Here is a 24,955-nt window from a genome sequence, read left to right on the forward strand (position 1 = left end):
TTTGATTTTGCTTTTCACTGAGCATTCACATCCCGAGGAGATTCCTATGAACAAGATTGAAAGTCGTCATCAATTGATTCTGTCCTTGATTATGGAGAAAAAAATACATACCCAGCAGGAATTACAGGGATTACTGCATGTAAATGGGGTGTCTGTCACTCAGTCTACGCTATCACGGGACATTAAAATGCTCAATCTCGTCAAGGTCAATGAGGAAGACTCAGCCCACTATGTCATCAATCCTATCGCACCGACACGCTGGGAAAAACGACTACGGCTCTACATGGAAGATGCTCTGGTAATGCTAAAGCCTATCCAGCATCAAGTAGTACTAAAAACCCTACCCGGCTTGGCCAATTCTTTCGGTTCCATCTTGGATGCTATGGAAATTCCTCAAATTGTTGCAACAGTCTGTGGAGATGATGTCTGTCTCATCATTTGTGAGAATGTAGAAGGCGCTCAGGCTTGCTTTGACTATCTAAAACAGTACACTCCACCATTTTTCTTTAGTAGACTATGAGGCTAGAGCCGACTCAATATTATTTAGTTAGTAAATCTATTTCTTCCAGTAAATGAAAAATAAATCATCTGGGTAAACCAATATATAGGGTTTACTCAGATGATTTTTTAGTTGATAGATACTTCTTGGTGGAGGAAAAACTGATTAGATTACACTAATCAATCACAAAACTTCTAAAAAAACATAGTGGTCTTGTAGTAGCTTTCTAACTTTTCTATGTCCTTATATTTTTCTAATATGATTGCTTAAAAAATAGGTCCTATCGGTGGAAAAGTTTATGCTTATACCCTCTTGCACTTTTATTCCAATCAAGGTAAATAGTAAAGATTGATGCACGATAAAATAATAATTCCATATTTTCACAAGTAATTAGAATTTCTGACAAGTAATTTTACTGAGTTTTTATTATCATTTTGAATAATACAGTCAGGTGAAAGACTAGAAAATCTGTGTGAGATTTTGCTTCTTGTAAGACAGAGTGTGAAAAAACTGATAAATGAGATATGCCTCCTGAGTCACAAACAAGCTCCTCAAGAAAGATGTCATTCCAAACTAAAGTTGATTTATAGTGTACTGCTTATATTCATGGTTTGTTAACTGTTTTGCTCAAATCGTAATTACAAGTTCTGACATGAAAAATGGGTATCTCCAAACTGGATTTACCCATTTTTATATTTTTTAACTAGTTTGTGCTCGAACACTTTAAATCTTTACTGTATTCCTTTGTTCCTGCTTTTTACGGTAGCTAACTTCCCTAATCCTAGAATACCAAAAATGGTAAGATCGGTATTGGTCACCATTCCTGTATTTGGTAACTGTTTTTCTGGATGCCCTACTTGCTTGTCTCTGTGACTCCTTTCACCAGTCACCTGTCCTGTTCTTATAGTCCCTTCAGAAGCGAGATTTTTTTCTTTTTTCGTACTACTCTTCTCACTAGAAATGAGCGGTAGATAACCTTCTGGTATTGACTTTGATTTGGTATGATCTCCTGGTAGCAAAGCAACCAATGCCTCACGTGCAGCCCTAACTTCTGCTAAATAACCATCCACTATTGCTTGCTTAGTTTTGTTCAGTTTCCAATCAATTCTATCCAATACTGCTCGAAGCGCAGCAACGCTTTCTGACGTGTATGTGCTCAAATCAGCAGGAATTTTCTCCACCTCTTCCCGTAAGTCAGTATAATCTGCCGGAAAAGAAGATTGATCTGCTGCCACAAAAGTTACTTTCGCTAATTGCACATCGCTAGCTATCAATTCTTTCTTGGCACCGCTCTCTAATTGATAAGAAATCCCTGATATTTTAGGAAAAACAATCTTGATATAGTTAGTTCCCCTGCGAATCCCTCGAATATCAAATGTAGTCCGAGCGTAGGCAGGCGTAGCCTCTACAAAGTTATCAACTACACTAGTAGTCTCTTTATTCCACGTTTTTCCATCAGCAGATGAATAAACTGTAAAATCAATAGCTCCATCATTTACCCCTACCAAATGTTTACGAACAGACTTACCTTCTTTAGCCCAAGCCTTATTATTGTAAACCGCATAGTCTTCCAAAGTCTTGTAATAGGCTGTCAAATGGAGAGATTGGGGAGCTTTCACTTGATAAATAAGAGCATTTCCTTCTTGACCAGTCGCATACAATCGACTTGTTTCATAACGAGGTTGTCCACCATAGTAAAAATTATTTTTATTCTCATGGGGAGCTTGACCGTGAGAAACAGCTGTTAACTGGCCTAGTTTCCTACTAGGTTTAATGACATAGTCGTTTGCAGGAGTGTCATCTAGATTATCAAAATAAGTCTTTTCTTGTCCTGCTTTTTGATAGACACGAATCCAATCAATCAGGTATTCGCTATCTTGTTTTGTCATGTTCTTGTTGTAATCAACATCACCAACCCAACCATCACCAACTTGTGTTTCCAAGATTGGAAACATTGGACGGGTATGCATGCCATCTCTGTCTTTACCACGTTGGGTTTGGAAAACAAATTTCCCATCAATATACCATTTGATGACATCTGGTGTCCACTCTACTTCATAGACGTGGAATTGTTGACTCCAAGCCTCATAATGTTTGATTGGAACACCGTGAGATTCTTTATTTTTAGCTAGAATACCAAAATGGTTGGTCGTCCATGCTTCCCATGGATTTTGACCAAGATATTCCAATATATCAATCTCATCATGGCCGGTTTCATCTTGCGCCAACATCCAAATGGCTGGCCAGATTCCCTTGGAATCATTAACCTTTGCCCGAACAGCTATACGACCAAATTGAAAAGAGTATTTGTCTTTAGATTCTAAACGTCCTGATGACCATGTAACTTTTTGTGGCAATTCTGTGTTATTATAGCGATCCAAGCCAACTGCCTTAATTAAATTTTCTTTCGTATTGTGATTGGTTGTCCGGATAGACAAGTAACTCTTATCTCCATCCTTTTTAATAGAAACAGCTCCTCGATTGTAAATGGCAGCATGATTCCACATACCATCAATAATTTGCCATTTGTTTTCATCAACCTTCTCACCGTTAAATTCGTCTGACCAAACCAAGGTATCGTATTCAGATTTAGGTGGAACGTATTCTGGAGTTGACTCGTCATAAGACTTACCTCGTCCCATGATTTGAATTTCTGAATAGCGGAGAGGCTTAGCATCTGTACGCACCCCTGTGAATCGAACATATCTAGCCTTAGAACCTTTTGGAACTGCAATAGTTAGAATCTCCCCTTCACCAATGGATAGATTGCTTCCACTGTAGACAGTCTTATAGGCATTTCCTGCATTATAGTCATCATCTAAATCTACGCGAAAATTGCGATAATCTCCTGGTGACAGCTTAACCTTGATTTCCTCAATGGTATAAATATTTTTAAACTCATATTGCAGATAAGCAGCATTTCCTGTTGATTCTTGCGTAGTATAATTATCATCAAACTTGCCATCATTGATAGCATCAGGATTGCTTGGCGCCTTTCCATAAAAATACGGTTTTTTCAAGGCAGCAAGGTTAACTAGCTCAGTCTGTGATTCTTCACCGGCATTCGCATCTGCTTCTACTTTAGCCAACACTTCAATCTCATTAAATAGAACACCATTGCTATAACCTTTCCAGGAACTATTGGTATTTTGAATATAATGACCCCGACCCCAAATACGGATATAGCGCGCATCAATCGGTGTTGATAATTGAATAACCTGCGGTTGCCCCTTTGTTTCAACTGTTTCTACCACATCTGCTTTCTCAAAAATAACCTTTGTGGTCTCAGGAGAAAAATCTGCACTTGTAGACAATTCAACCTTGACATCCTTAAACGTTGATATGGCGTTTTCATAGGTATTCCGATGAATTTTTATAGTATGAACAGGAACCGTTTTCTCGAAATCATACTGAACGTGGACATGATCCCATTTTGAATAACCGTTATCAGCTCCACCAGTTTCTTCACCTGCAATAATTTTCGTATTATTGTTAGTATCATCAGCACTACCATAAATTGTTCCATCGGTGGCTGCTGTTGGATTTTTTATCGCAACTGAAGGAATAGTTGTCAACTCTGAAGCCATCAGGTGCTGACTATTGGTTGTAGGCTCTTTGCCTTCTATCACATTTTTGTCAACTACTTTAGATGGCTCTTTGCCTTCTTCTGGCGCTAAAGCTTTTGTTTCTCTCAGAGAGTCTGATTCTGGTGCTCCTTGTCCCAAAATAGCAGTGGACTCATCAGTCGCTGCTATGTCCTTGTGACTAACCACTGTCGATTCTTCTGTTGAGAGTTCATTGGCAGCAGCAATCTGCTCTGCCCACATCAAAAAGCTAGCACAGACTAAGAGCTGCCCCAGAATGACTTTTTTTGCAAACTTACTAGGTTCCTTTTTCATCGTTCCCTCCTATAATGCTTGTAAGTTTATGTTACCGGTAACCAAAATAAATCAATACACACAATATTCCAGACCAACTACTATAGTTTTTGATAAAAACTAGTTTGAATGACTATTAGGTGCACTATTATATTTGTGATTACCATCCTACATCACAACTATAACATGTAATCGCTTTATTATAGAATAGGCTAGCTTGACCTTTTCTATATGCAAATGGGCTTTATTCCTAAAATAGCATATAATAAGTCACATTTTCATATATTACTAGCTCTTCCCTGCAAAATAGGAGCTAGTTCTATCTGGATGAGATACTAATAGCCTATTTGCTGTTTTTTAAACAATTAAAACTTGCAAAAAGAGTTCTCAGGTTAAAACCCAAGAACTCCACTTTAATACATATTTTACTATTCAGCAGCCAAGCGGTAGATAGCCTCTGCATAAATATCCATTGTTTTATATAGATCTGCTAGTGGCATGCGTTCATTTTCTTGGTGTTCTGTCTGCTCTGTATCAGGGAAACAAGCACCAAAGGCCACACAATTTGGCATGGTTCTAGCAAACGTTGCACCACCTGACGAAATTGGTTGGCTCGTCAAATCTCCAGTCTTATCCTGATAGACAGCCATGAGTGTAGAGACAAGTTCGCTATCTAATGGAACATAGAGAGCTGCTAGGTAATCATATTCTTCATAGGTCAAACCACATGCTTCTGCCTTAGCTTGCAGCGTCGAAACAAGCCAATCCTTATCTGTTGTGACAGGAATACGAATATCCAGACGGATTTCTGATCTCTTAGCACTGATAGTCAGTCCAGCAATATTGAAGCTGAGCGTACCTGATGGTGCGTCTGTCACATCCCCAAATAGCTTAAAGCCCGTTGCATCTTCACCGATAGCATGAACAATGAAATCCAGAGCTGGATGACTCTCAAAGTGCTCCAAAGCTTTGGCTAAACGAACAATAGCATTAACACCTTCGGCAGCATCTTTTGCATGACGAGAAATTCCTAAAACTGTTATTTGATCATCCTTGGCTTCATAATCGAAACCTAGTTGATCTAGTTCAGCAATTACACCCGCTAATAAATGACCTGAATAACTAGCTTTTGCAGGTACCACATTATAAGCAGTCCCCGCTTCAATATTGAGACAACTATGTCCTGGTCCATGTAACTTGGCTTGCAGTAAACCTTTTTCAGCATAGGTCAATGGGAAAGATGAATCTGGAGCAAAGCCCATGGTCGCTACTTCTTCCAGTTGATTATAGCGGTTCATACAACGCCATAGGGTTTCTTCATCCGTACCAAAAATAAAACGGATTCGTTTATCAAAGTGAACACCTGCATCCATTAGTGCCTTGACAGCAAATAAAGCCGCCATAGAAGGTCCTTTATCATCTTGAACACCACGTCCAATAATATGATCGTCTTGCACCACCGCTTCAAATGGTGGTGTTTTCCATTTGGTCACATCACCTGCAGGTACAACATCCAGATGACAGAGAACAGCTAACAGCTCTTCTCCCTGACCAATTTCAGCGTAGCCATAATAACCAGCAGGATCCAAATAGGTTTTAAACCCCATCTTCTCCGTCAAAGCCAGAGTATACTCCAAAACTTCCTGAATAGCTTGCCCAAATGGAGTATCTGCTTGGTGCTCATGCAAGACAGAAGGAAAGGCAACCAATTCCTGAATAGCTCGAACACATTCCTCTTGATGAGTTGATTGAATAAAACTTGTTCTCATTGTTTCCCCTTTCAATGTGGTGAAATACTATCAGCTTTAGGTATATCCATTCTATCATAAATAGAAAAACTGAGCTAGACACAATTTTAACCAAAGAAATCGATCTAACTCAGAATTTCATTTAGAAGAATGTTGCAATAACCAAAATAGCGATGGAAGCAATCACAATACCTGCAATCAATTTACCTACAAACTTGTACCAAGTACCAATTTCAACACGACCAAGTGCCAAAGCTCCCATTACGATACCTGATGTTGGAGCTACCAAGTTTAAAACACCTGAAGCAGCTTGGAAGGCTGTAATAACCAAGTGAGCTGGTACATTGACAAATTCTCCAAGCGGTGCCATGATCCCCATGGATGCACCTGCAAGTCCTGATGAAGATGGAATCAAGAAGGACATTGGCAAATAGAAGAGATAAGTCAAGACAATAAAGATTTGAGATGACAAACCTTTCAACCCAACTTCACCCCAATGAAGAATGGTTGCGGTAATCATACCATCGTTCATGATTACTTGGATACCACGTGCCACTGCACAAATCAAAGCTACGCTGAAAATATCAGCTGCACCGTTCATGAAAGCCTTAACCAAGCGCTCTTCGCTCATGCCATATACCAAACCTGCTACAATAGCTGCTACAGCAAAAAGCATTGCTCCTTCTGGGAAGTACCATGTACCGAGCGCAGCAGTTGATGAACCAATCACCTGACCGATGAATGGAAGAGCAACCAACCAATCTTTGAACTGTTTAAAAATGTTTATACCCAAGTCTCCCCAAGGGATGAAACTACAAATCATCAGAACAAAGGTCAAAACAAAGACCCAAAGAACACGCTTTTGCGCAGGCGTTAATTCTGCCTTCACTTCTTGAGTTGCTGCCACATTAAAGTGTGCCATATCTGCTTCACGTTGCTTGTAAACAAGAGACTTAGTTGGATCATTTTTTACTTTTTCAGCATAGTTTGCGACAAAGGCGATCCCCATTGCTAACATCACAACGAAGAAAATCAATCGCCAAATCATACCATCTGCCACACTAACTCCGGCTGCATCAGCAGCGACAACTGTAGCAAATGGGTTTACAGTTGAAGCCAAGCAACCAATCTGCGAACCGAGCAAGATAATGGCCACACCAGTAATTGAGTCGAAACCAACAGCCATCATAACTGGGACAATGAGTGGGAAGAAGGCCATGGTTTCTTCACCCATACCATAGGTAGAACCACCCAAAGCAAATAGGAACATAAGGACGTAAATCAACCATTTTTCACGACCCTTGAACCGTTTTACGATAGAAGCAATCCCTACATCAAGTGCACCTGTTTCGTTGACAACGCCTAAAAAGGCACCGACCATCAGGATAAAGAAGGCAACATCAATAGCTTTACTAGTTTCGCCATGCCCCAGCATAGCACGAATAGGAGCCATTAGTACATCCCAAATCCCTTGTTGATTTTGCTTAACCGCTTCATAAGTTCCCGTAATAAACTTACCAGCCTCATCCTTCTGATACTGACCTGCCGGAATAATCCATGTCATAATTGCCATCACGGCAATAATGAGTATCAATATAGTATAAGACGAAGGCAACTTAAAGCCTTTTTTTACTTTTTCGCTCATCGCAAAAAACCTCCTATAATATTTTTATAACCAATAATAATCCAAAACTGATGAGAAAATAAAGTTCAAGCTAGTCTTCCCTACTTCCAATTCTTAAGTAGCAGGCTGGAAAACTCCGCCAGAATTTCTCACTCATCAAGATGAATCAACACCTATCGTTTTGACTTTCAAAGAGAATTTATTTATTCTTTATTGCAAAGAAAGTTATATTCACAATAACCTAATCAAATATCCACCTAAAACCAAGAGATTATGCATCTCTTCCAGTATTTTTAGACTTAATGACCACCAAAACCTGCTTCAGCAGTCCCAAGGACCGTTTCTTCTGCCACTTTCGAACTTTTAAACAGCAGGCTAAAAACACCGTTTTGATTATCAAAGAATATCATCCTGAAAACATTGCTTATAGATAGATACTTGATAGGAATTTGATGGGAAGAGGGAAAAGTATGAAACATGCTCAACTTTTTCCCTGCATCCATCAATAAAATAACCCGTCCAACTTTACTGTTTGACAATGATTGTCCCGCTGTCTGACTCAATCAATGCACCTAAGTTTTCTAGCGATGTAATAACTGCTTTTGATTCCGGTTTATTATTCACAAAAGCAATAGCTGCTTGAACTTTTGGCAACATAGAACCTGGCGCAAATTGGTTTTGTTGGATATATTCCTCCAATTCAGCTACGGTTACTTTTTCTAATTTTTCCTGATCTGGCTTGTTGTAGTTAACAAAGACATAATCCACACCCGTCAATACGATAAACAAGTCAGCATCCACCAATTCAGCCAAACATTGAGAAGCGAAATCCTTATCAATAACCGCCTCAACACCTGAAAGAGTACCATCTTGTTCCTGCACAACTGGGATACCACCGCCCCCAGCAGCCACAACAACTTCCCCTGCATTGAGAAGGGTTCTGATAGTACCAATTTCTTTGATACCAACCGGCTTTGGCGAAGCCACAACCTTACGCCAACCACGACCTGCATCTTCTTTGAACGTTGCACCAGTCTTTTCGGCTTCTACCTTAGCCTCTTCTTCTGTATAGAATGGACCGATTGGCTTCGATAAGTTCTCGAAAGCCGGATCATGCTTATCAACGATAACCTGAGTAATGATAGAAGCTACATTCTTATCTATACCTTCCTTTAGCAGCTCATTTTCCAGAGCATTTTGCAACCAGAAACCAATCGAACCTTCTGTCATTGCTACCAAGCTATCCAATGGAAAAGCTGGGTTTTTCTCTGAATCGGCAGCAAGGTTTTGAAGAAGCAAATTCCCAACCTGAGGACCGTTTCCATGCGTGATAATTAAGTTGTCCCCATTTTTTATTAGTTTTACAAGGTGCTTAGCTGTCTGTACCAAGGCTTCCTTCTGTGCTTGAGCCGATGGGTCAGAAGATAAGATAGCATTTCCTCCCAAGGCTACTACAATTTTTCGATTCGTCATATTCTTAGATCTCGCCTCACTTTCGTATAACAGAAATCGTTTTCATTTCTCTCCATAAAAAGGGGCTGATCCCAGCCCCCGGAGGTTGCGATTTCATTCAGTAGTTTTTAAACACGTGGTACAAACGGATCACCCAATGTTGCAGCCATCACTGCTTTGATAGTGTGCATACGGTTTTCAGCTTGGTCGAAGTGGCGTGCATACTTGCTACGGAACACTTCATCTGTCACTTCCATTTCTTCTACACCGAATTTTTCAGCAACATCTTTGCCGTAAACTGTATTGGTATCATGGAAAGCTGGTAGGCAGTGCAAGAAGATGAGATCTTCGTTCTCTGCTTTTTTCACCAACTCCATATTGACTTGGTAAGGTTTCAAAAGGGCAACACGTTCTGCAAATTTATCTTCCTCACCCATTGATACCCAAACATCTGTATAAAGAACATCTGCTCCTTTAACAGCCTCATCTGCATTATCCGTGATAAGAACACGCGCACCAGATTCTTTAGCGAAGCCTTTTGCTAGTTCAACGACTTCTTCTTCTGGGAAGAGTTCTTTTGGTGAGAAGATGTGGACATTAACACCAAGAATAGCACCAGTTACCAATAGTGAATTAGCAACATTATTGCGTCCATCACCACAATAAACCAAAGTCAATCCTTCAAGTTTGCCAAAGTTTTCTTTGACAGTTAAGTAGTCTGCCAACATTTGAGTTGGATGCCACGCATCGGTCAATCCATTCCATACAGGTACACCTGAAAACTCCGCCAATTCTTCTACCATTTTTTGGCTGAAACCGCGGAACTCAATACCATCAAACATCCGTCCCAGTACTTTAGCAGTATCTTCTGTAGATTCTTTTTTGCCAAGTTGAATATCATTGGCACCAAGATATTCAGGGTGAGCACCCAGATCAATAGAAGCTACCGTGAAAGCTGCACGAGTACGTGTTGATGTTTTTTCAAACAAGAGCGCAATATTTTTTCCTTCTAAATAGCGATGCGGAATATTACGCTTCTTCAAATCTTTCAAATGCGCTGAAAAATCAATCAACCATTCCAATTCTGCACGAGTGAAATCCTTCTCCGCTAAAAAATGTCTGCCTTTAAAAATGTTTGTCATTGCTTCTTCTCCTAATTTTATTTCTATGTAATTGTTTTCGTCAGTGTTTGGCACCATTCACCATCTTCTTGATAGATGTCCGATGTTGCCTGATAACCTAAGGACTCATAAAATGACTTAGCTGTCAACTCCGAATGAATCAGTAGCTGATGGATGCCAACTTCAAGAGCATAATCTTCCAAAGCTCGGATAATTTTTGAAGCATAGCCATTGCCCCTGTATTTTTTAAGTGTAGCAATTCGAGTTAACCTTGCTTGCCCTTGTCCAATCGGAAGAAAGCGTCCAGTTGAGACCGGCTTTCGACCAAGATACAGGTTTGCATATACCCGACCTTTCTCATCATGCCGGTCAAATTCATCCTCTTTCGCAATATTTCGTTCAAGAACAAAGACCCTATAGCGTACGTATAACGCACTTGCTCGTTCCCAAGGTTCCGAACCAATACAAAGCAGTTCTCGAGTCTCCATCATTAAACTTCTTCACGTTCAAATGGCATTGACATACAACGTGGTCCACCACGACCGCGAACCAACTCACTACCACCAATCTTAATCAAGCGAAGTCCTTTAGATTCTAAGATAGCGTTAGTAATAGTGTTACGCTTGTAAACAACTACAACACCCGGTGCAATCGTTAACGTATTTGAACCATCATTCCATTGTTCACGACCAGCAGCAACCATATCACCGCCACCACAACGAATCAATTCCACTTTTTCAAGACCAAGGTTTGTAGCAAGCAATTCTGCCAAGTCACCATGTTCTTCTTCAATATGGAGCATCTCATTTTCATAAGTGACAGAATAAACCCGTAAATCCCCTTCAATTTCTGGGTGAATCGTAAACTTATCATAGTCAACCATTGTGAACACTGTATCCAAGTGCATGAATTTACGATTATTAGCAAACTCAAAAGCTAGCACCTTCTTGAAGCCCACATTTTGCTCGAAGATATTTACTAAAAGTTTTTCAATAGATGCTGCGTCCGTACGTTGTGAAATCCCTACAGCCAAAACATCCCTTGAAAGAACCAGCTCATCACCACCTTCAATACGGGTTGTTTCTTCACGGTCATAAACTAGCGGTACTTTTCCACCATATTCTGGATGGTAAGTAAAGATGTATTTGCCATACAAGGTTTCCCGGTTACGTGTTTCGGAGTACATGTGATTCAGTGAAACAGCATTACCGATTGTAGCAAATGGATCCCGTGTGAAGTAAAGGTTTGGCATTGGATCTATTGCAAATGGGTAGGAGGATTCGACCAAATCTGTCAAACCTTTTTCTTCAGCAGGGATGTCTGGCAATTCTGCCTTTTGAACACCAGCCATTGTTTTTTCAACCAGTTCTTGATTGTCTTCAATAGCCATCAATAACTGACGAATCGCTTTCTTAGTTGCTCGACCACGGATATTTGCTTCATCCAAGTACTCATTGATAAATTGCTCACGAACCTCAGGTGTAATGAGTGATTCAGCAGCTAATTTTTCTAAATAAAGCACCTCAACCCCTTCATCACGAAGAGCTTGGGCAAATGCATCGTGTTCTTTTTGTGCATCTTCCAAGAAAGGAATATCATCAAAAAGCAAGCGCTCCAAGTAATCAGGCATCAGGTTTTCAATTTCCTTACCCGGTCTATGCAACATAACTTTTTTTAACTTACCAATTTCTGAAAATACATGAATAGGATGGTTAGACATCTTCTGTTCTCCTTTTAGATTTATAACATGATTTAGGAACGACAAGAGACCGTACGCTTTCCCATCTCGTCTCCTATTTACACCCCTAGTCTAACAAAGCAAGGAGTAAAAAACTTGAAAACGTTCACATTTGTTTTGAGAAATCCTTCACATTTTTAAGCCTAATTATGGGTAAATATCGATAATATTGACTATAATCTGCATATTTCTCTCCAATGTATCATTAGATGAATTTTTATTTTTTGTAAAAAAATAACAGAAACTTCAATGAGTCTCTGTTAAATTTTCTAAAAAATAATCAATATCCAGATAGGTTAATTGTTTATGACTGTAGGCAATCTTTTTATCCTGTTTCAGCTGCTTGAGAACATGGCTAACTGTTTCTCTAGTCGTAGCCGCTAAACGTGAAATTTCTTGAATATGGATTTCAAACGGTAGAGTAGCCTGACTATCCCTTTGACACATATCCCAATAAAGAAGAGCTAGTGCCTGAACAACCCTATCTGATGCCTTGGCGCGCATCGCGTTTCGCAATCGTAACTCCTGAAAACTAAGAATTCTGGATAATTTCTGGCAAATATAAACCAACTGACGAGGGTTTACTCTAGATATACTTTCAAACAAGGCCATCGGCACGATAAAGCACTCTAAATCCGTTATGGCTATGGCCGTATAGTGATAGGGTTTGTCTTGAAATATATCTCCAAAAGGAAAAGCCCCACCCTGCCGAATATAATCTAAATAAGTAAAGCTATCTGTTTCATCGTACTGCTCAATCCGAACATATCCTTGATACAATACAAATAAATAGTCTCTGGAATCTTCCGCATAAAAAAAGATTTGTCCTTTAGGAATCTTTCGAAAACGAATATGCTTAGCTAACTGGTCAAAACTATCACGTGTTAACCGCTCAAAGGCTGGATGTTTTCTTAGATAATCATATTGTTCATTGCTTATCATCAACATTCCTTTCCAGTTGGGTATCCCTTATCCATTCTAACATATATCCGCTCACAAAGCTAATCATGACTAGAAAAAGCCTCTCCATCTCCTAGAAACCTATCTCAAAAACCAATTCACAAGGCTAGTTCACAACAAGTGACTGCCTTTATTGCTTTACTACAACTCATCTGCAATCTGATTGATTTTCCGCAAACGGTGATTAACCCCACTTTTGGTAATGGGATTGCTCAAGCTATCGGCCAACTGCTGGATGGAATAATCAGGGTGCAGGATCCGTAACTGGGCAATTTCTTGTAAGTCACCCGATAACTGATCCAAACCAATGGTTTCCATAATTTTGATAATATTGTTTATCGTTTTCATGCTGGCATGAACTGTTTTGGCTATATTTGCTGCCTCTGCATTGGTTGTCCGATTCAAATCATTTCGAGCTTCACGAAATAATTTGACATTTTCAAATTCGATCTTAGCCTCTTCTGCTCCAATCACCAGAAGAAAATCCATAATATCTTCAGCTCGTTGTAAATAGGTAATTGTCCCTTTACTTCGCTCAATTACCTTAGCATCCAGCAGGAATTTCTGCATGAGATTCGCTAAATCATGAGCATGATCACTATAGACAGAAGCAATTTCTAGTTGATACTTTCCTTTTTCAGGATCCTTTACAGATCCACTTGCCAGAAAGGCCCCACGCAAATAGGCTTGACTCCAAGCATCATTTTCTAAAACCAAAGGAGAGATTCCTGTCTCCAGTCCAAAGAAACTATCCGCCAAATGCAAATCATTTAAAATATCAGTAACCCCATCCTCTACTAAAACAGCATAGACTCGGTTCTTCTTAAGATTGGGCTTTTGATGGTGACGGATTTCCGCTTTGATCTGATAGAAATACAACAACAACTCATAAATATGACGAGCAATCTTGGCATTTTCTGTACTGATGGATAATGTCAAACCAGACGAGGCCAAACCTAAACTGCCAGACAGCTTGATGATAGCCGATAGTTCACTCTTATTCTGACTGGACTGACTCAGCAGTTCCTCTTTTACCTGTACTGTAAAACTCATGACCGCACCTGCAAAATCTTGAGCAACTCTTCTACCACCAAATCACCATCATGAAACGCTCCGCCATTTTCCAACCGTAAAAAATCCGAAGAGATGACACGACCAGCCTGCTCTTGCAAGCCAGCAAAGTCATGCTTAACCTGCACCAAATACTCATCAAACTGATTGGTATTCATATAATCTTGCGGAACAGGTTCAATATTCACTAAAACCGTATCAATAAATTTTTCTGCTAAATGGGCATTGAGAACCGCAACATGATCCGCATCCGAGAAAAATTCTGTTTCTCCACGCTGGGTCATGATATTGCAAACATAGGTCACCTCTGCCTTTGTTTCTTTGAGGGCCTTCCCAATATCTGAAATCATGAGGTTGGGCAAGATAGAGGTAAAAAGCGAGCCGGGACCTAGAACGATCATATCACTATTCATAATTGTTTCGACAACCTGACGACTTGCCTTTGGCTCATCATCATTGTAGGAATTTGTCACATAGACATGACCAATCATACCCTTATGTTTAGCAATTTTGCTTTCACCAGACACCTCTGTCCCATCTGTAAAGACTGCATGTAGTGTTAAAGCCTGTTCGCTTGAGGGATAGATTCTCCCTGTTGTATGGAAAAAACGAGTTAGCAGACGCATAGCATTGTAGGTTGACCCTTGCATCTCAGAAATCCCTGCAATAATAAGATTCCCAAGCGGATGACCTGCTAAGGGACCATCTGAATCTGCAAAACGGTACTGAAAAATCTGCTCATAGAGTTTAGGCATATCAGACATGGCTAAAAGAACATTGCGCAAATCTCCCGGCGGTGTCACCTGCAAGGCCTGACGGATCTCTCCAGATGAACCACCATCATCTGCCACCGTCACAATAGCTGTAATATCCACATCCTTATCCCGCAAACTCTTCAAAATGACTGGGATTCCCGTTCCACCACCGATGACTGTTATCTTTGGCTTTCTCATGAGCGATTAACCGTTTCCTTCCGTCTATCTTTATCCCGATGACTACGATGAACAATCCAGTTTTTCTCCAAATCATCTGCGAGGCGTTTAGCAAAAGCAACACTTCTATGCTGACCGCCTGTACATCCAACCGCAATCGTTAGAACAGCCTTGCCTTCCTTCTGATAGCCAGGCAAGATCGGCTCAATCAAACCAAGCAAATGCTTATAAAACTCTTCTGATTCTCGATGTTCCATCACATAATCAAAAACCGGCTGATCCAGACCCGTTAGATTTCGCAATTCAAATATATAATAAGGATTTGGTAAGAAGCGGACATCAAACACCAAATCCGCATCCAGTGGCAAACCATATTTAAAACCAAAGGACATAACTTCTATACGGAAAGAAGGCTGGTTGTCCTTGCTGGCAAACTGTTCCGAAATCTCCTTACGCAAATTTCGAGGTGTCAGCTCTGTCGTATCAATCACATTTTGACTCATATTTTTCAAGGGAGCTAACAACTCACGCTCAAGCTGAATACCATCCAGAACACGTCCATCCGCTGCCAACGGATGGGAACGACGAGTTTCCTTGTAACGAGCAACCAATTCACTGTCTGTCGCATCTAAAAAGAGCACTTTAAAGTCCAGATCTTCTGCCCCTTCAATCTCATCCAGAACCTCTCGAATCTCAGAGAAGAAAGACCTACTCCGCATATCTACCACAAGGGCTATCTTGTCATTATCCTGGCTGTGGCGAATCAATTCTAAAAATTTTGGTAAGAGTGTCGGAGGCATATTATCAATGGTAAAATAGCCCAAGTCTTCAAAAGACTGGATAGCCACCGTCTTACCTGCCCCAGACATCCCTGTCACAATTACTAAATGGAGTTTGTCTGACATGACATCCCCTCCTTTTCTAATCAATCACTGCAATCACTTCAATTTCAACCTTAACATCACGTGGCAAGCGAGCAACCTCTACCGCTGAACGAGCTGGAAATTCAGTCGAAAAAGCTGTTTTATACACTTCGTTAAAGACCGCAAAATCATCCATATCTTTTAAGAAACAAGTCGTCTTCACAACATGGTCAAAGTCTGTTCCAGCCGCTGCCAAAATAGCCTCAATATTTTTCAGTACCTGTTCTGTTTGTTCCTGAATGGTTTCACCAACAATTTCTCCTGTATCAGGTGAAAGTGGTACTTGTCCTGATGCAAAGAGGAAATTCCCTACTACCTTCGCCTGAACATAAGGACCGATAGCTGCCGGTGCTTTGTCCGTATGGATTGTTCTCATTCGTCCTATCTCCTTTTTGTTTTTCTCATTCTATTATAGCATAAGTTCTATCCAAAACAGACCACCTACTCCCAGTCTATTTCCATTGTTCTTGGCAAAACCACGCGCAGACCCCACATCTCAACAACTGAAAAATAGAAAGACAGCTCAATATTCTCCAGTTTTTAGATTAGACAGATCATTTCTTTACCCAATTTATCTTCATTCATCATCACTCCAATGGTTTGCTTAACATATCCTTCCACCTAAGACGCAAGAAAACAGACCACATTTGTAGTCTGTTTATCAGTTCATTATGGATGCAAGCGGTGTAGCATACGTGGGAATGGAATGGCTTCTCGGATATGTTTTGTACCAGCGACAAAAGTAACCATCCGCTCGATACCAATACCAAAACCACCGTGTGGCACGGAACCATACTTACGGAGATCAAGGTAAAATTCATATTCCGTCTTATCCATACCCAGCTCATCCATCTTAGCCACTAAGGCATCGTAGTCGTCCTCACGCATAGAACCACCAATGATTTCACCGTAGCCTTCTGGTGCAAGAAGATCGGCACACAGCACTCGCTCTGGGTTACCAGGAACTGGTTTCATATAAAATGCTTTAAAGCTTGCTGGATAGTTGACAACAAATGTCGGTACACCAAAGTAGTTTGAAATCCATGTTTCGTGCGGTGAACCAAAGTCATCACCGTGTTCAATATGTTCGTAATCTGTATCTTCATCTGCCTCGTGCTCTTGAAGAAGAGTGATAGCATCATCGTAAGCTACACGCTTAAATGGTTCAGCTATATAACGCTTAAGAGCATCCACATCACGCTCCAGCGTTTCTAATGCCTGAGGAGCACGATCAATGACACCTTGGATAAGTGCTTTAACATAAGCCTCTTGCAAATCAAGTGATTCTTCATGACTCAAGAATGAATACTCAGCATCCATCATCCAAAACTCTGTTAGGTGACGACGAGTTTTGGATTTTTCAGCACGAAATACTGGACCAAAGTCAAAAACCCGACCAAGTGCCATAGCACCCGCTTCAAGGTAAAGCTGACCTGATTGGCTGAGGTAGGCTGGTGTACCAAAGTAATCTGTCTCAAAGAGTTCTGTTGAATCTTCCGCAGCATTTCCTGATAAGATTGGACTATCAAACTTAATAAAACCATTCTTTTCAAAGAACTCGTAAGTCGCATAAATGATCGCGTTACGGATCTGCTGGATAGCAACCTGCTTACGAGAACGCAACCAGAGATGACGATTATCCATTAAGAAATCTGTACCGTGTTCTTTCGGAGTAATCGGATAATCATGTGACTCCCCGATCACTTCTATCTCTGTCACATCCAATTCATAACCAAATTTAGAACGCTCATCTTCCTTGACAATCCCTGTCACATAAACTGATGTCTCTTGGCTCAAGCGTTTCACCGTATCAAATTTCTCACCACCGACTTCTTCACCAAATTTCTTGATAAAGTTTGGTTTGAAGGCAACAGCTTGAAAGAAAGCCGTACCATCACGTAACTGCAAGAAAGCAAGTTTCCCCTTACCAGACTTATTAGCAACCCAGGCGCCAATCGTCACTTCTTGACCAACATAATCTTTCACTTGGTTAATCGTAATCAATTTTCTAGACATTTTTTTCCTCTTTTTTTAATTTTTCATAAATGTATGCAAACGAGTAATGGCTTCTCTCAAGGTACTCATATCTGTCGCATAGCTGAGACGGATATTTTCAGGAGCACCAAAACCTGCACCTGTCACCATTGCCACTCCGACTTCTTCCAAGATGGCTGTCGTAAACTCAGTCACCTCCGTATATCCCTTCATTTCCATAGCCTTCTTCACATTCGGAAATAGATAGAAGGCCCCTTCTGGTTTGACTACTTCAAATCCAGGAACCTCTGCAAGCAAGGGATAAATCGTATTGAGTCGCTCTTCAAAAGCTTGTCGCATAGCTTCTACTGCATCCTGCGGACCTGTAAAAGCTTCGATAGCCGCGTACTGAGCGACGGTTGTCAAATTTGAAGTCGTTTGGCCGACAATCTTACTCATAGCAGCAATAATCTCAGGATTACCGACCGCAAAACCAACCCGCCAACCTGTCATAGCGTATGCCTTAGCTACACCATTGACTACGATTGTCTGCTGGCGAATGCTTTCTGAGATACTGGAAATCGGTGTGAAGGTGTGACCATTATAGACCAGACGACCATAGATATCATCTGCCAGAATCAGAATATCATGTTCCACAGCCCAATTACCAATAGCTTCAAGCTCCTCACGACTATAAATCATTCCTGTCGGATTTGATGGCGAATTGAGAAGAAAAACCTTAGTATTAGCTGTACGAGCTGCCTCTAGCTGGTCCACTGTTACTTTAAAATTGTGCTCCTCTGTCGCAGTGACAAAGACAGGTACACCTTCGTTCATCTTAATCTGATCCGCATAAGATACCCAATAGGGAGTTGGAATAATCACCTCATCACCAGGATTGAGGATTGCTGCAAAGAAAGCATAGAGAACAAATTTTGCCCCCGTCGCTAAAACAACTTGATTTCGATCAATAGAATAACCGTAGAAGTTCTCAAAATAAGTATTGACCGCATCCTTTAACTCTGGAAGTCCGGAAGCCACTGTATAGAAACTAGCCCTTCCACTTTCTATAGATGCTATGGCTGCTTCCTGAATATTTCTGGGAGTCACAAAATCTGGCTCTCCCAAAGTCAACTCTAAAATGTCACGCCCCTCGGCTTTCAGAGCCTTAGCACGTGCTCCTGCTGCCAGTGTTACACTCTCTTCCATGTCTAGGACACGCTTTGAAAGCCTGCTCATAACCCCTCCTTCTTGATAAAGTTTCCTGTTTCAAATTCAATTAGATAATAGGCGGTGCCAGATTTAACTTCCCAAATCGGCTTACCATCTCTATATCCAAGGACTATACGCTCCCTTTCTCCTGCTCCATTTTTTTGAGCAATAGCCTGCGCTTGGCTTTCTGAAATACCATTTGCTAGTGTATAAACGTAAACAGTATTTGTTGCTTCTGGAACGATAACTGCGATTGACTCACCTTTACTTGTCGACCCTCGCAGACTAAAATAGGTCTCCGTCCCATTATAGACAGAAAAATCTTTGACAAACTGTAAATCCGCATACTTCCTAGCCACTGCAATAGCATGGTAACGCACATCAGAAAAGGGCTTAGCCGCAAGATCCCAGATGACAAATATCGAAAAAGTAATGACACTAAGGAGAATGAACGAACCGACCAATAACTGCCCTTTCTTCGTTGACATTGCCTCCAAAAGTTGACTAATCTTTTTTTCCATAATAGCCTTATTATACTATAACTTAGGCAAGATTTCCATTCTTACAAGATAATTTTCATTCCACGTAGTACAAGAAAGAGGAATATTGCTTTTTTTGCTTGATAAGCGAACTATTTATTGCTAAAATGTTCTCATGAAAACTGTTGAACAATCTTTACACGAAAACAAGCAGGCACTCCATAGCCTAGTCATCTTCCACAGAGCTGCCAATACCATCTCAAAGTCTGAATTGGAAACCATAAAAAAACATGGATTGACAGTCTGCCAATTCGGAGTAATGGAAGCGCTCTATAACAAAGGGAATTTACGCATTCAAGACTTAATCGATAAGTTGCTAAGTACCTCTGGTAATATGACTGTTGTTATCAAAAATATGATTCGAGATGGTTACATTTATAAAACAGTTGATACAAACGATCGCCGCGCCTCACTAATTTGCCTTACCCCATTAGGACGAAAAACCATAGAAAATATCTTACCTGAACACTACGACCATATCGGGCAAATTTTTTCTGTCCTTAGCTTAGAAGAACAAGAGCAACTAGCTAAGATTCTTAAAAAATTCAAGAAGCAGTAAGTCCAGCATTGTCAACAAGAGATAAATACGATATACTAATACTCAGTGAAAATCAAAGGATAGCTAAAGCTAGGAGGTATTCTGCCAAGTTGGCAGCTCCAGCGGTTGATTTTTACAAACCATACATTTATCTTTTCAAAAGGAGACAAATACCATTATGGCAAATGTATTATTCTTAGTTGGTTCACTACGTGAAGGCTCTTTTAACCATCAAATGGCAAAAAAAGCAGAAGCATTCCTGACCGACAAGGCGGAAGTGTCTTATATTGACCTTGCTAAAATTCCCTTATTCAATCAAGATAGTGAAACACCGGTTCTCCCTGAAATTTCTGAGCTTCGTGCACAAGTGGGTACCGCTGATGCCATCTGGATTTTCTCTCCAGTCTACAACTATGCTATACCAGGCATTGTCAAAAACGCCCTAGACTGGCTCAGCCGTTCACTTGATTTGTCAGATCCAAAAGGTCCATCCATCCTTCAAGATAAAATTACGACTGTATCGGCAGTCGCAAACAGTGGACATGACCACCTATTTAAAGATTTTCAACACCTGCTCCCCTTCATCCGCACTCAAATTGTCGGTGAGTTCACAGGTTCAACCATCAATCCAGAAGCATGGGGCACTGGTACATTGGAATTGTCCGAAGAAACCCTCGCAAAACTTGAAAAACAAGCTCTTGACTTATTAGCAGCTATTCAATAAATAAAAGAGGTTGGGACAATCGTCCAATCTCATATATAAAAAGCGAACAAACCAAGATTCTGATTGTCAGAAAACTAGTTTTGTTCGCTTTTTTTCTTCAATTATAGATCTAAAGGACTTGATAATTGAGATTTTCAAAATTGAAAATCTTTTTGCCCCAGACTCATTTTGTACTTCACATACAGAACAGTAGCTCATTAAATCCCCATCTAACAAGGCTAGGAGGAGAGAGGGCTTTTATCTGTTCTTGATAAGCAGTAGATATAATTTCTAGTTCTTTGTTCAGAAAGAGAGAGCAAATATATTATAGTTTTTCAAATAAAAAAATCAGGCTAAATTAGAGAGCTCCCCCTCCATTCATAGCCTAATTTCCTAACACATCACTTTTAATTGACTTCATTTCTCACACACTGCAAGGCAGCACCAATAACCTGATGCATATCATAATAACGGTAGTGTCCTAGACGACCACCAAATATAACATTTTTTTGCTTCTCAGCCAATTTCTTATAGGCTGTGTATAAGTGATTATTACGGTCATTATTTACTGGATAATACGGCTCATCTCCACGCTGCCAAGTTTGAGAGTACTCACGTGTTATAATTGTCTTCGCCTGATTACCAAAGTCAAAATGCTTGTGCTCAATGATACGAGTAAATGGTGTTTCACTATCTGTATAATTCACAACTGCATTTCCTTGGTAATTGTCCATATCTAGCACTTCTGTTTCAAAACGAAGACTACGGTATTCCAATTCTCCAAGCTCATAATCAAAAAATTCATCAATCATCCCCGTGAAGACAACCTTTGGATAGTTGGCAAGATACTCTTCCTTGTTAGCGAAGAAATCAACGCCTGTTTCTATGTCAATACTTTCATGCTCAAGCATTTTTTCAACAATCTGTGTATAGCCACCAATTGGGATGCCTTGATAAGTATCATTGAAGTAGTTATTATCATAAGTCAAGCGAACAGGCAAACGACGGATGATAAAGGCAGGAAGCTCTGTACAGGATGTTCCCCATTGCTTCTCTGTATAAGACTTAATCAATTTTTCATAAATGTCCGTACCAACGAGTGAAATAGCTTGTTCTTCCAAATTTTCAGGTGTTTTTCCACCGAGAACCCTACGCTGCTCAGCAATTTTCGCCTCCGCCTCCGCCGGTGTTACCACACCCCAAAGTTTATTGAAGGTATTCATATTGAAGGGTAAATTATATATTTCCCCCTTATAGTTGGCAACTGGTGAGTTCGTATAGCGGTTGAATTCTGCAAACTGGTTCACATAATCCCAGATTTCCTTCTCAGATGTATGGAAAATATGGGCGCCATATTCATGAACCTGAATACCTTCAACTTCCTTGCTATAGATATTCCCAGCAATATGATCTCGTTTCTCAATGATCTTTATTTTTTTCCCTTTTTTTGCTGCCTCATGTGCAAATACCGCACCAAACAAACCAGCACCAACAATTAGATAATCGTAATTTGACATTCAATGCTTACTCCATAGCTCCTGAATCATTCAACACAAACTCTAACAAGATACTCTAATTTACACTACTTTAGACTCAATGTAAAAGTTTTATTTCTATAAACTTTTACCCACATGTAAATGGTATATACAATTAGATACACCAAGAAACCAACTAAACTCGGAAGAATCCATGCAGTTATAATAAATAAGCCAGCAATAACTACCTCTGTTAAAGCATCCGATAAAATTGATATAGAAAGTTTTTTAGACAACAATATCTCTGCAAAAAAACAACGAAAGAACAATAAGAATGTAATAGAAAGAGTTGCTAGAATTAAGTTAGAAAAAACAAATACCGAGATGAATGTCAACAGCATACTCAGTAACATACTCAGCAAATTGACAAACAATATTGTCCTCTCCATGCGATAAGCCTTCAAGTATGTATTGATCAATAAAGCCATTTTACCTTCAAAAACAGAAATCGGAAAAATAAGAGCCATATATAGTAAACTATCTGTATACTTCGGTAACCAAATCATTAAAGCTGCCCTAAGTGGGAAAAATAATAGTAGGAAACCAAGTAAAACAGGCATCAGTATATTCCTTATTTTTACGTATAAACCTGGCAATGCCCTCTCTTCCGTCCGTCTCAACATCGGAAAAATCACTATTCCAATGGCATTGATGAATGTCATGACTAGATTTGAAATGCTGAGCGTCAAAGAAATTTTACCAAAAGTTGAAACATCCCAGTGCTTCTCAATGCCTAGCCTAACCGTCCCAATTACTAACATACTTGCAACATTTGAAAGCATCAAATTACTTCCGACTTTTATGTTATCAACAATTTCAGAAATATTAAGTCTAAAATTCGTCAGTTTTTGTATTACGATGTCCTGACATAAATAAATACCATAAAGTAGGGAAAGGAAACGTCCGATAACATCAACTACTATCATTAAGCGATAGCTGTAAATACCACCTATAATCAATAATATCAGAAAAAGAACATACAACAGCCTATCAAGAATCATTATTCTTGCGCTTTCTTTAATCAGATTAGTTGTTTGTAAAATATAAATAACAAAAAATCGAAGGTTGGTAGCTAATAAGGTCAATGAAAGCATATTAAAGATAAACTCCTTACTACTTCCAACATCTACACTATTACCTACGATAAAAATAATAACAGCAATAACTACCTGAAAAATAGAATATGAAATAAACTGTGAGAAAAAATTTTGTTTGTCAAGTTTTTCATACTCTTCGCCACCATATTTAAGATAAATTCCATCAATCCACCCTAAATGAGCAAATCCAACATAGCTTGTATAAAACAAATATAATTGCCAGTAGCCGTATTCCTCCACTCCTATCAATTTAGGTAAAATAAGAATAACTAGAGTAGAGACCGACAGCGACAATAGATTCGATATGATGGCATAGCTAGAATTTAACAATAATTTTTTCAATTGTTCACCTTACTCCCTAAACGAGCTCTCCATAGAAGAGATTAGTGATTGGTACATCCCCTTTAATCCCACTGTCGGACTCCAGCCAAGTTTTCTGATTTTTTGCGTCTGTAAATTTATTTTAATTGTTGGATTATAGCCCAATTGATTGATATCTTGTAATTCTATATTAACTTTACATGACTGGCTTGAATCGAGCTGACTTGCCAATTTAGCCATATCATAGATTGAAATATAAGTTTCCTCATTTGCAATATTGTATGCTTCTCCAGACTGCCCCTTGACTAAAATGTAAAAAATAGCAGCTACAGCATCCTTTGTATAGCAGTAACTCCTCATAGTCTCACCTTTTGTATGTAAAGTAATTGGTTGCCTTTCAATAACCGCACGTGCAAACTGAGCAAATACACGATTGTCTTGATAGTCAACACCCGGTCCAAATGTTTGAGTTAGTCGGGCTAACGAAACTGGAACTTTGTATTGACTTGCATATGATACACATAAGCACTCCGCCATTCGTTTTCCTTCAGAGTAACTACTTCTTACTTGTGTGAAATCTATATATCCGTAATCATTTTCTGATATTGACTCTCTATTCTCATTTGTTCCGTAAACCTCAAGTGAAGATAGATAGACAACTTTATCAACTGCTTTTTCTTTTGCCAAATCAAGAATATTTTTTGTACCATTTAATGTAGTAAAAATAGTGTCAACGGGCTTTTCAACAAAATCGCGAGAGGCTGTAACACTAGCCCCGTGAATAATAAAATCAATGTCACCTTCATAATTTTGCACATGCCCAATATCTGAAATGTGAAGTTCAATATCGTCTAAATAATCTGCAAACTTGTCTTCCGCTTTTTCTCTTGAACGAACTGCTGCAACTATTTTTATGTTAGTGCACAACAAACGATTTGAAAAAATAAGCGAATAAACTAAATGGCTGCCAATCAAGCCTGTTGCCCCTGTTATAAACACCGTTTTATTTTTCAATTCGTATAATAGTTTTTCATTCTCTTTTACAAAAGTAACACAATCTTTTTCTAAAATTGGATCCAACATACTACTT

At 39.6% G+C, this 24,955-nt stretch carries 22 protein-coding genes; 3 read left to right on the forward strand and 19 right to left on the reverse strand.

Going from position 1 to position 24,955, the window contains the following annotated elements:
- Nucleotides 1–46 precede the first annotated feature (46 nt).
- A complete protein-coding gene (locus BZG42_RS06565; protein WP_155996000.1) occupies nucleotides 47–520 on the forward strand; it encodes an arginine repressor in 474 nt (157 codons plus the stop codon).
- Nucleotides 521–1,230: 710 nt separating this feature from the next.
- Here the strand turns inward: BZG42_RS06565 and BZG42_RS06570 are convergent.
- From BZG42_RS06570 to BZG42_RS06645, 16 genes are all read right to left on the reverse strand, one after another.
- Nucleotides 1,231–4,398 carry a family 16 glycosylhydrolase gene (locus tag BZG42_RS06570; protein ID WP_155996002.1) on the reverse strand — a complete coding sequence of 1,056 codons (3,168 nt, stop codon included), beginning with the start codon at nucleotides 4,396–4,398 and terminating at the stop codon, nucleotides 1,231–1,233.
- Between the two features lie 407 nt (nucleotides 4,399–4,805).
- Nucleotides 4,806–6,146: a dipeptidase gene (locus tag BZG42_RS06575; RefSeq protein ID WP_155963731.1), complete on the reverse strand. Its 1,341-nt coding sequence runs from the start codon at nucleotides 6,144–6,146 to the stop codon at nucleotides 4,806–4,808.
- 121 nt (nucleotides 6,147–6,267) lie between these two features.
- Nucleotides 6,268–7,770, reverse strand: a complete 1,503-nt coding sequence (locus BZG42_RS06580) for a YfcC family protein (RefSeq protein WP_120171927.1) — start codon at nucleotides 7,768–7,770, stop codon at nucleotides 6,268–6,270.
- Nucleotides 7,771–8,048: 278 nt separating this feature from the next.
- On the reverse strand, nucleotides 8,049–8,288 hold the full coding sequence (locus BZG42_RS06585; RefSeq protein WP_024532620.1) for a hypothetical protein: 240 nt from the start codon (nucleotides 8,286–8,288) through the stop codon (nucleotides 8,049–8,051).
- A complete protein-coding gene (gene arcC, locus BZG42_RS06590) occupies nucleotides 8,275–9,222 on the reverse strand; it encodes a carbamate kinase (protein WP_024532619.1) in 948 nt (315 codons plus the stop codon). Before arcC ends, BZG42_RS06585 begins: the two co-directional genes overlap by 14 nt.
- Before the next feature lie 107 nt (nucleotides 9,223–9,329).
- Nucleotides 9,330–10,343 carry an ornithine carbamoyltransferase gene (argF, locus tag BZG42_RS06595; RefSeq protein ID WP_024532618.1) on the reverse strand — a complete coding sequence of 338 codons (1,014 nt, stop codon included), beginning with the start codon at nucleotides 10,341–10,343 and terminating at the stop codon, nucleotides 9,330–9,332.
- Nucleotides 10,344–10,366: 23 nt separating this feature from the next.
- Nucleotides 10,367–10,810: a GNAT family N-acetyltransferase gene (locus BZG42_RS06600; RefSeq protein WP_155962805.1), complete on the reverse strand. Its 444-nt coding sequence runs from the start codon at nucleotides 10,808–10,810 to the stop codon at nucleotides 10,367–10,369.
- Nucleotides 10,811–10,812: 2 nt separating this feature from the next.
- Entirely contained in the window at nucleotides 10,813–12,042 is a 1,230-nt protein-coding gene (gene arcA, locus BZG42_RS06605; protein WP_120171930.1) for an arginine deiminase, read from the reverse strand.
- A gap of 264 nt (nucleotides 12,043–12,306) precedes the next feature.
- Nucleotides 12,307–13,002: a Crp/Fnr family transcriptional regulator gene (locus tag BZG42_RS06610; protein WP_024532615.1), complete on the reverse strand. Its 696-nt coding sequence runs from the start codon at nucleotides 13,000–13,002 to the stop codon at nucleotides 12,307–12,309.
- 159 nt (nucleotides 13,003–13,161) lie between these two features.
- Nucleotides 13,162–14,073, reverse strand: a complete 912-nt coding sequence (gene whiA, locus BZG42_RS06615; protein ID WP_155996004.1) for a DNA-binding protein WhiA — start codon at nucleotides 14,071–14,073, stop codon at nucleotides 13,162–13,164.
- Nucleotides 14,070–15,044, reverse strand: coding sequence for a YvcK family protein (locus BZG42_RS06620; RefSeq protein ID WP_024532613.1), 975 nt, complete (start codon nucleotides 15,042–15,044; stop codon nucleotides 14,070–14,072). Before BZG42_RS06620 ends, whiA begins: the two co-directional genes overlap by 4 nt.
- The gene (rapZ, locus tag BZG42_RS06625; protein WP_024532612.1) at nucleotides 15,041–15,928 is read right to left on the reverse strand and encodes an RNase adapter RapZ; all 888 of its coding nucleotides are present in this window, start codon (nucleotides 15,926–15,928) and stop codon (nucleotides 15,041–15,043) included. The genes BZG42_RS06620 and rapZ overlap by 4 nt, the downstream gene beginning before the upstream one ends.
- A gap of 16 nt (nucleotides 15,929–15,944) precedes the next feature.
- Nucleotides 15,945–16,322 carry a RidA family protein gene (locus tag BZG42_RS06630; RefSeq protein ID WP_024532611.1) on the reverse strand — a complete coding sequence of 126 codons (378 nt, stop codon included), beginning with the start codon at nucleotides 16,320–16,322 and terminating at the stop codon, nucleotides 15,945–15,947.
- 293 nt (nucleotides 16,323–16,615) lie between these two features.
- Nucleotides 16,616–17,962 carry an asparagine--tRNA ligase gene (gene asnS, locus BZG42_RS06635; RefSeq protein ID WP_155996006.1) on the reverse strand — a complete coding sequence of 449 codons (1,347 nt, stop codon included), beginning with the start codon at nucleotides 17,960–17,962 and terminating at the stop codon, nucleotides 16,616–16,618.
- Nucleotides 17,963–17,977: 15 nt separating this feature from the next.
- Nucleotides 17,978–19,159 carry a pyridoxal phosphate-dependent aminotransferase gene (locus BZG42_RS06640; protein WP_024532609.1) on the reverse strand — a complete coding sequence of 394 codons (1,182 nt, stop codon included), beginning with the start codon at nucleotides 19,157–19,159 and terminating at the stop codon, nucleotides 17,978–17,980.
- Nucleotides 19,156–19,653, reverse strand: coding sequence for a cell wall elongation regulator TseB-like domain-containing protein (locus tag BZG42_RS06645; protein ID WP_155962703.1), 498 nt, complete (start codon nucleotides 19,651–19,653; stop codon nucleotides 19,156–19,158). The genes BZG42_RS06640 and BZG42_RS06645 overlap by 4 nt, the downstream gene beginning before the upstream one ends.
- Nucleotides 19,654–19,786: 133 nt before the next feature.
- Between BZG42_RS06645 and BZG42_RS06650 the strand changes: the two genes are divergently transcribed.
- Complete coding sequence (locus BZG42_RS06650) at nucleotides 19,787–20,230, forward strand: MarR family winged helix-turn-helix transcriptional regulator (protein WP_155996008.1); 444 nt, start codon at nucleotides 19,787–19,789, stop codon at nucleotides 20,228–20,230.
- 157 nt (nucleotides 20,231–20,387) lie between these two features.
- Entirely contained in the window at nucleotides 20,388–20,933 is a 546-nt protein-coding gene (locus BZG42_RS06655) for an NADPH-dependent FMN reductase (protein WP_024532606.1), read from the forward strand.
- Nucleotides 20,934–21,319: 386 nt separating this feature from the next.
- Here BZG42_RS06655 and glf read toward each other — a convergent pair whose 3' ends face one another.
- The 3 genes from glf to BZG42_RS06670 form a co-directional block, all read right to left on the reverse strand.
- A complete protein-coding gene (gene glf / locus BZG42_RS06660) occupies nucleotides 21,320–22,429 on the reverse strand; it encodes a UDP-galactopyranose mutase (RefSeq protein WP_155962705.1) in 1,110 nt (369 codons plus the stop codon).
- 65 nt (nucleotides 22,430–22,494) lie between these two features.
- Complete coding sequence (locus tag BZG42_RS06665; RefSeq protein WP_155963741.1) at nucleotides 22,495–23,886, reverse strand: hypothetical protein; 1,392 nt, start codon at nucleotides 23,884–23,886, stop codon at nucleotides 22,495–22,497.
- A gap of 9 nt (nucleotides 23,887–23,895) precedes the next feature.
- Entirely contained in the window at nucleotides 23,896–24,948 is a 1,053-nt protein-coding gene (locus BZG42_RS06670; RefSeq protein WP_155962707.1) for an NAD-dependent epimerase/dehydratase family protein, read from the reverse strand.
- Nucleotides 24,949–24,955: the final 7 nt, after the last annotated feature.

It is taken from the genome of Streptococcus sp. DAT741 (assembly GCF_009866825.1).
Lineage (GTDB): Bacteria > Bacillota > Bacilli > Lactobacillales > Streptococcaceae > Streptococcus > Streptococcus ruminantium.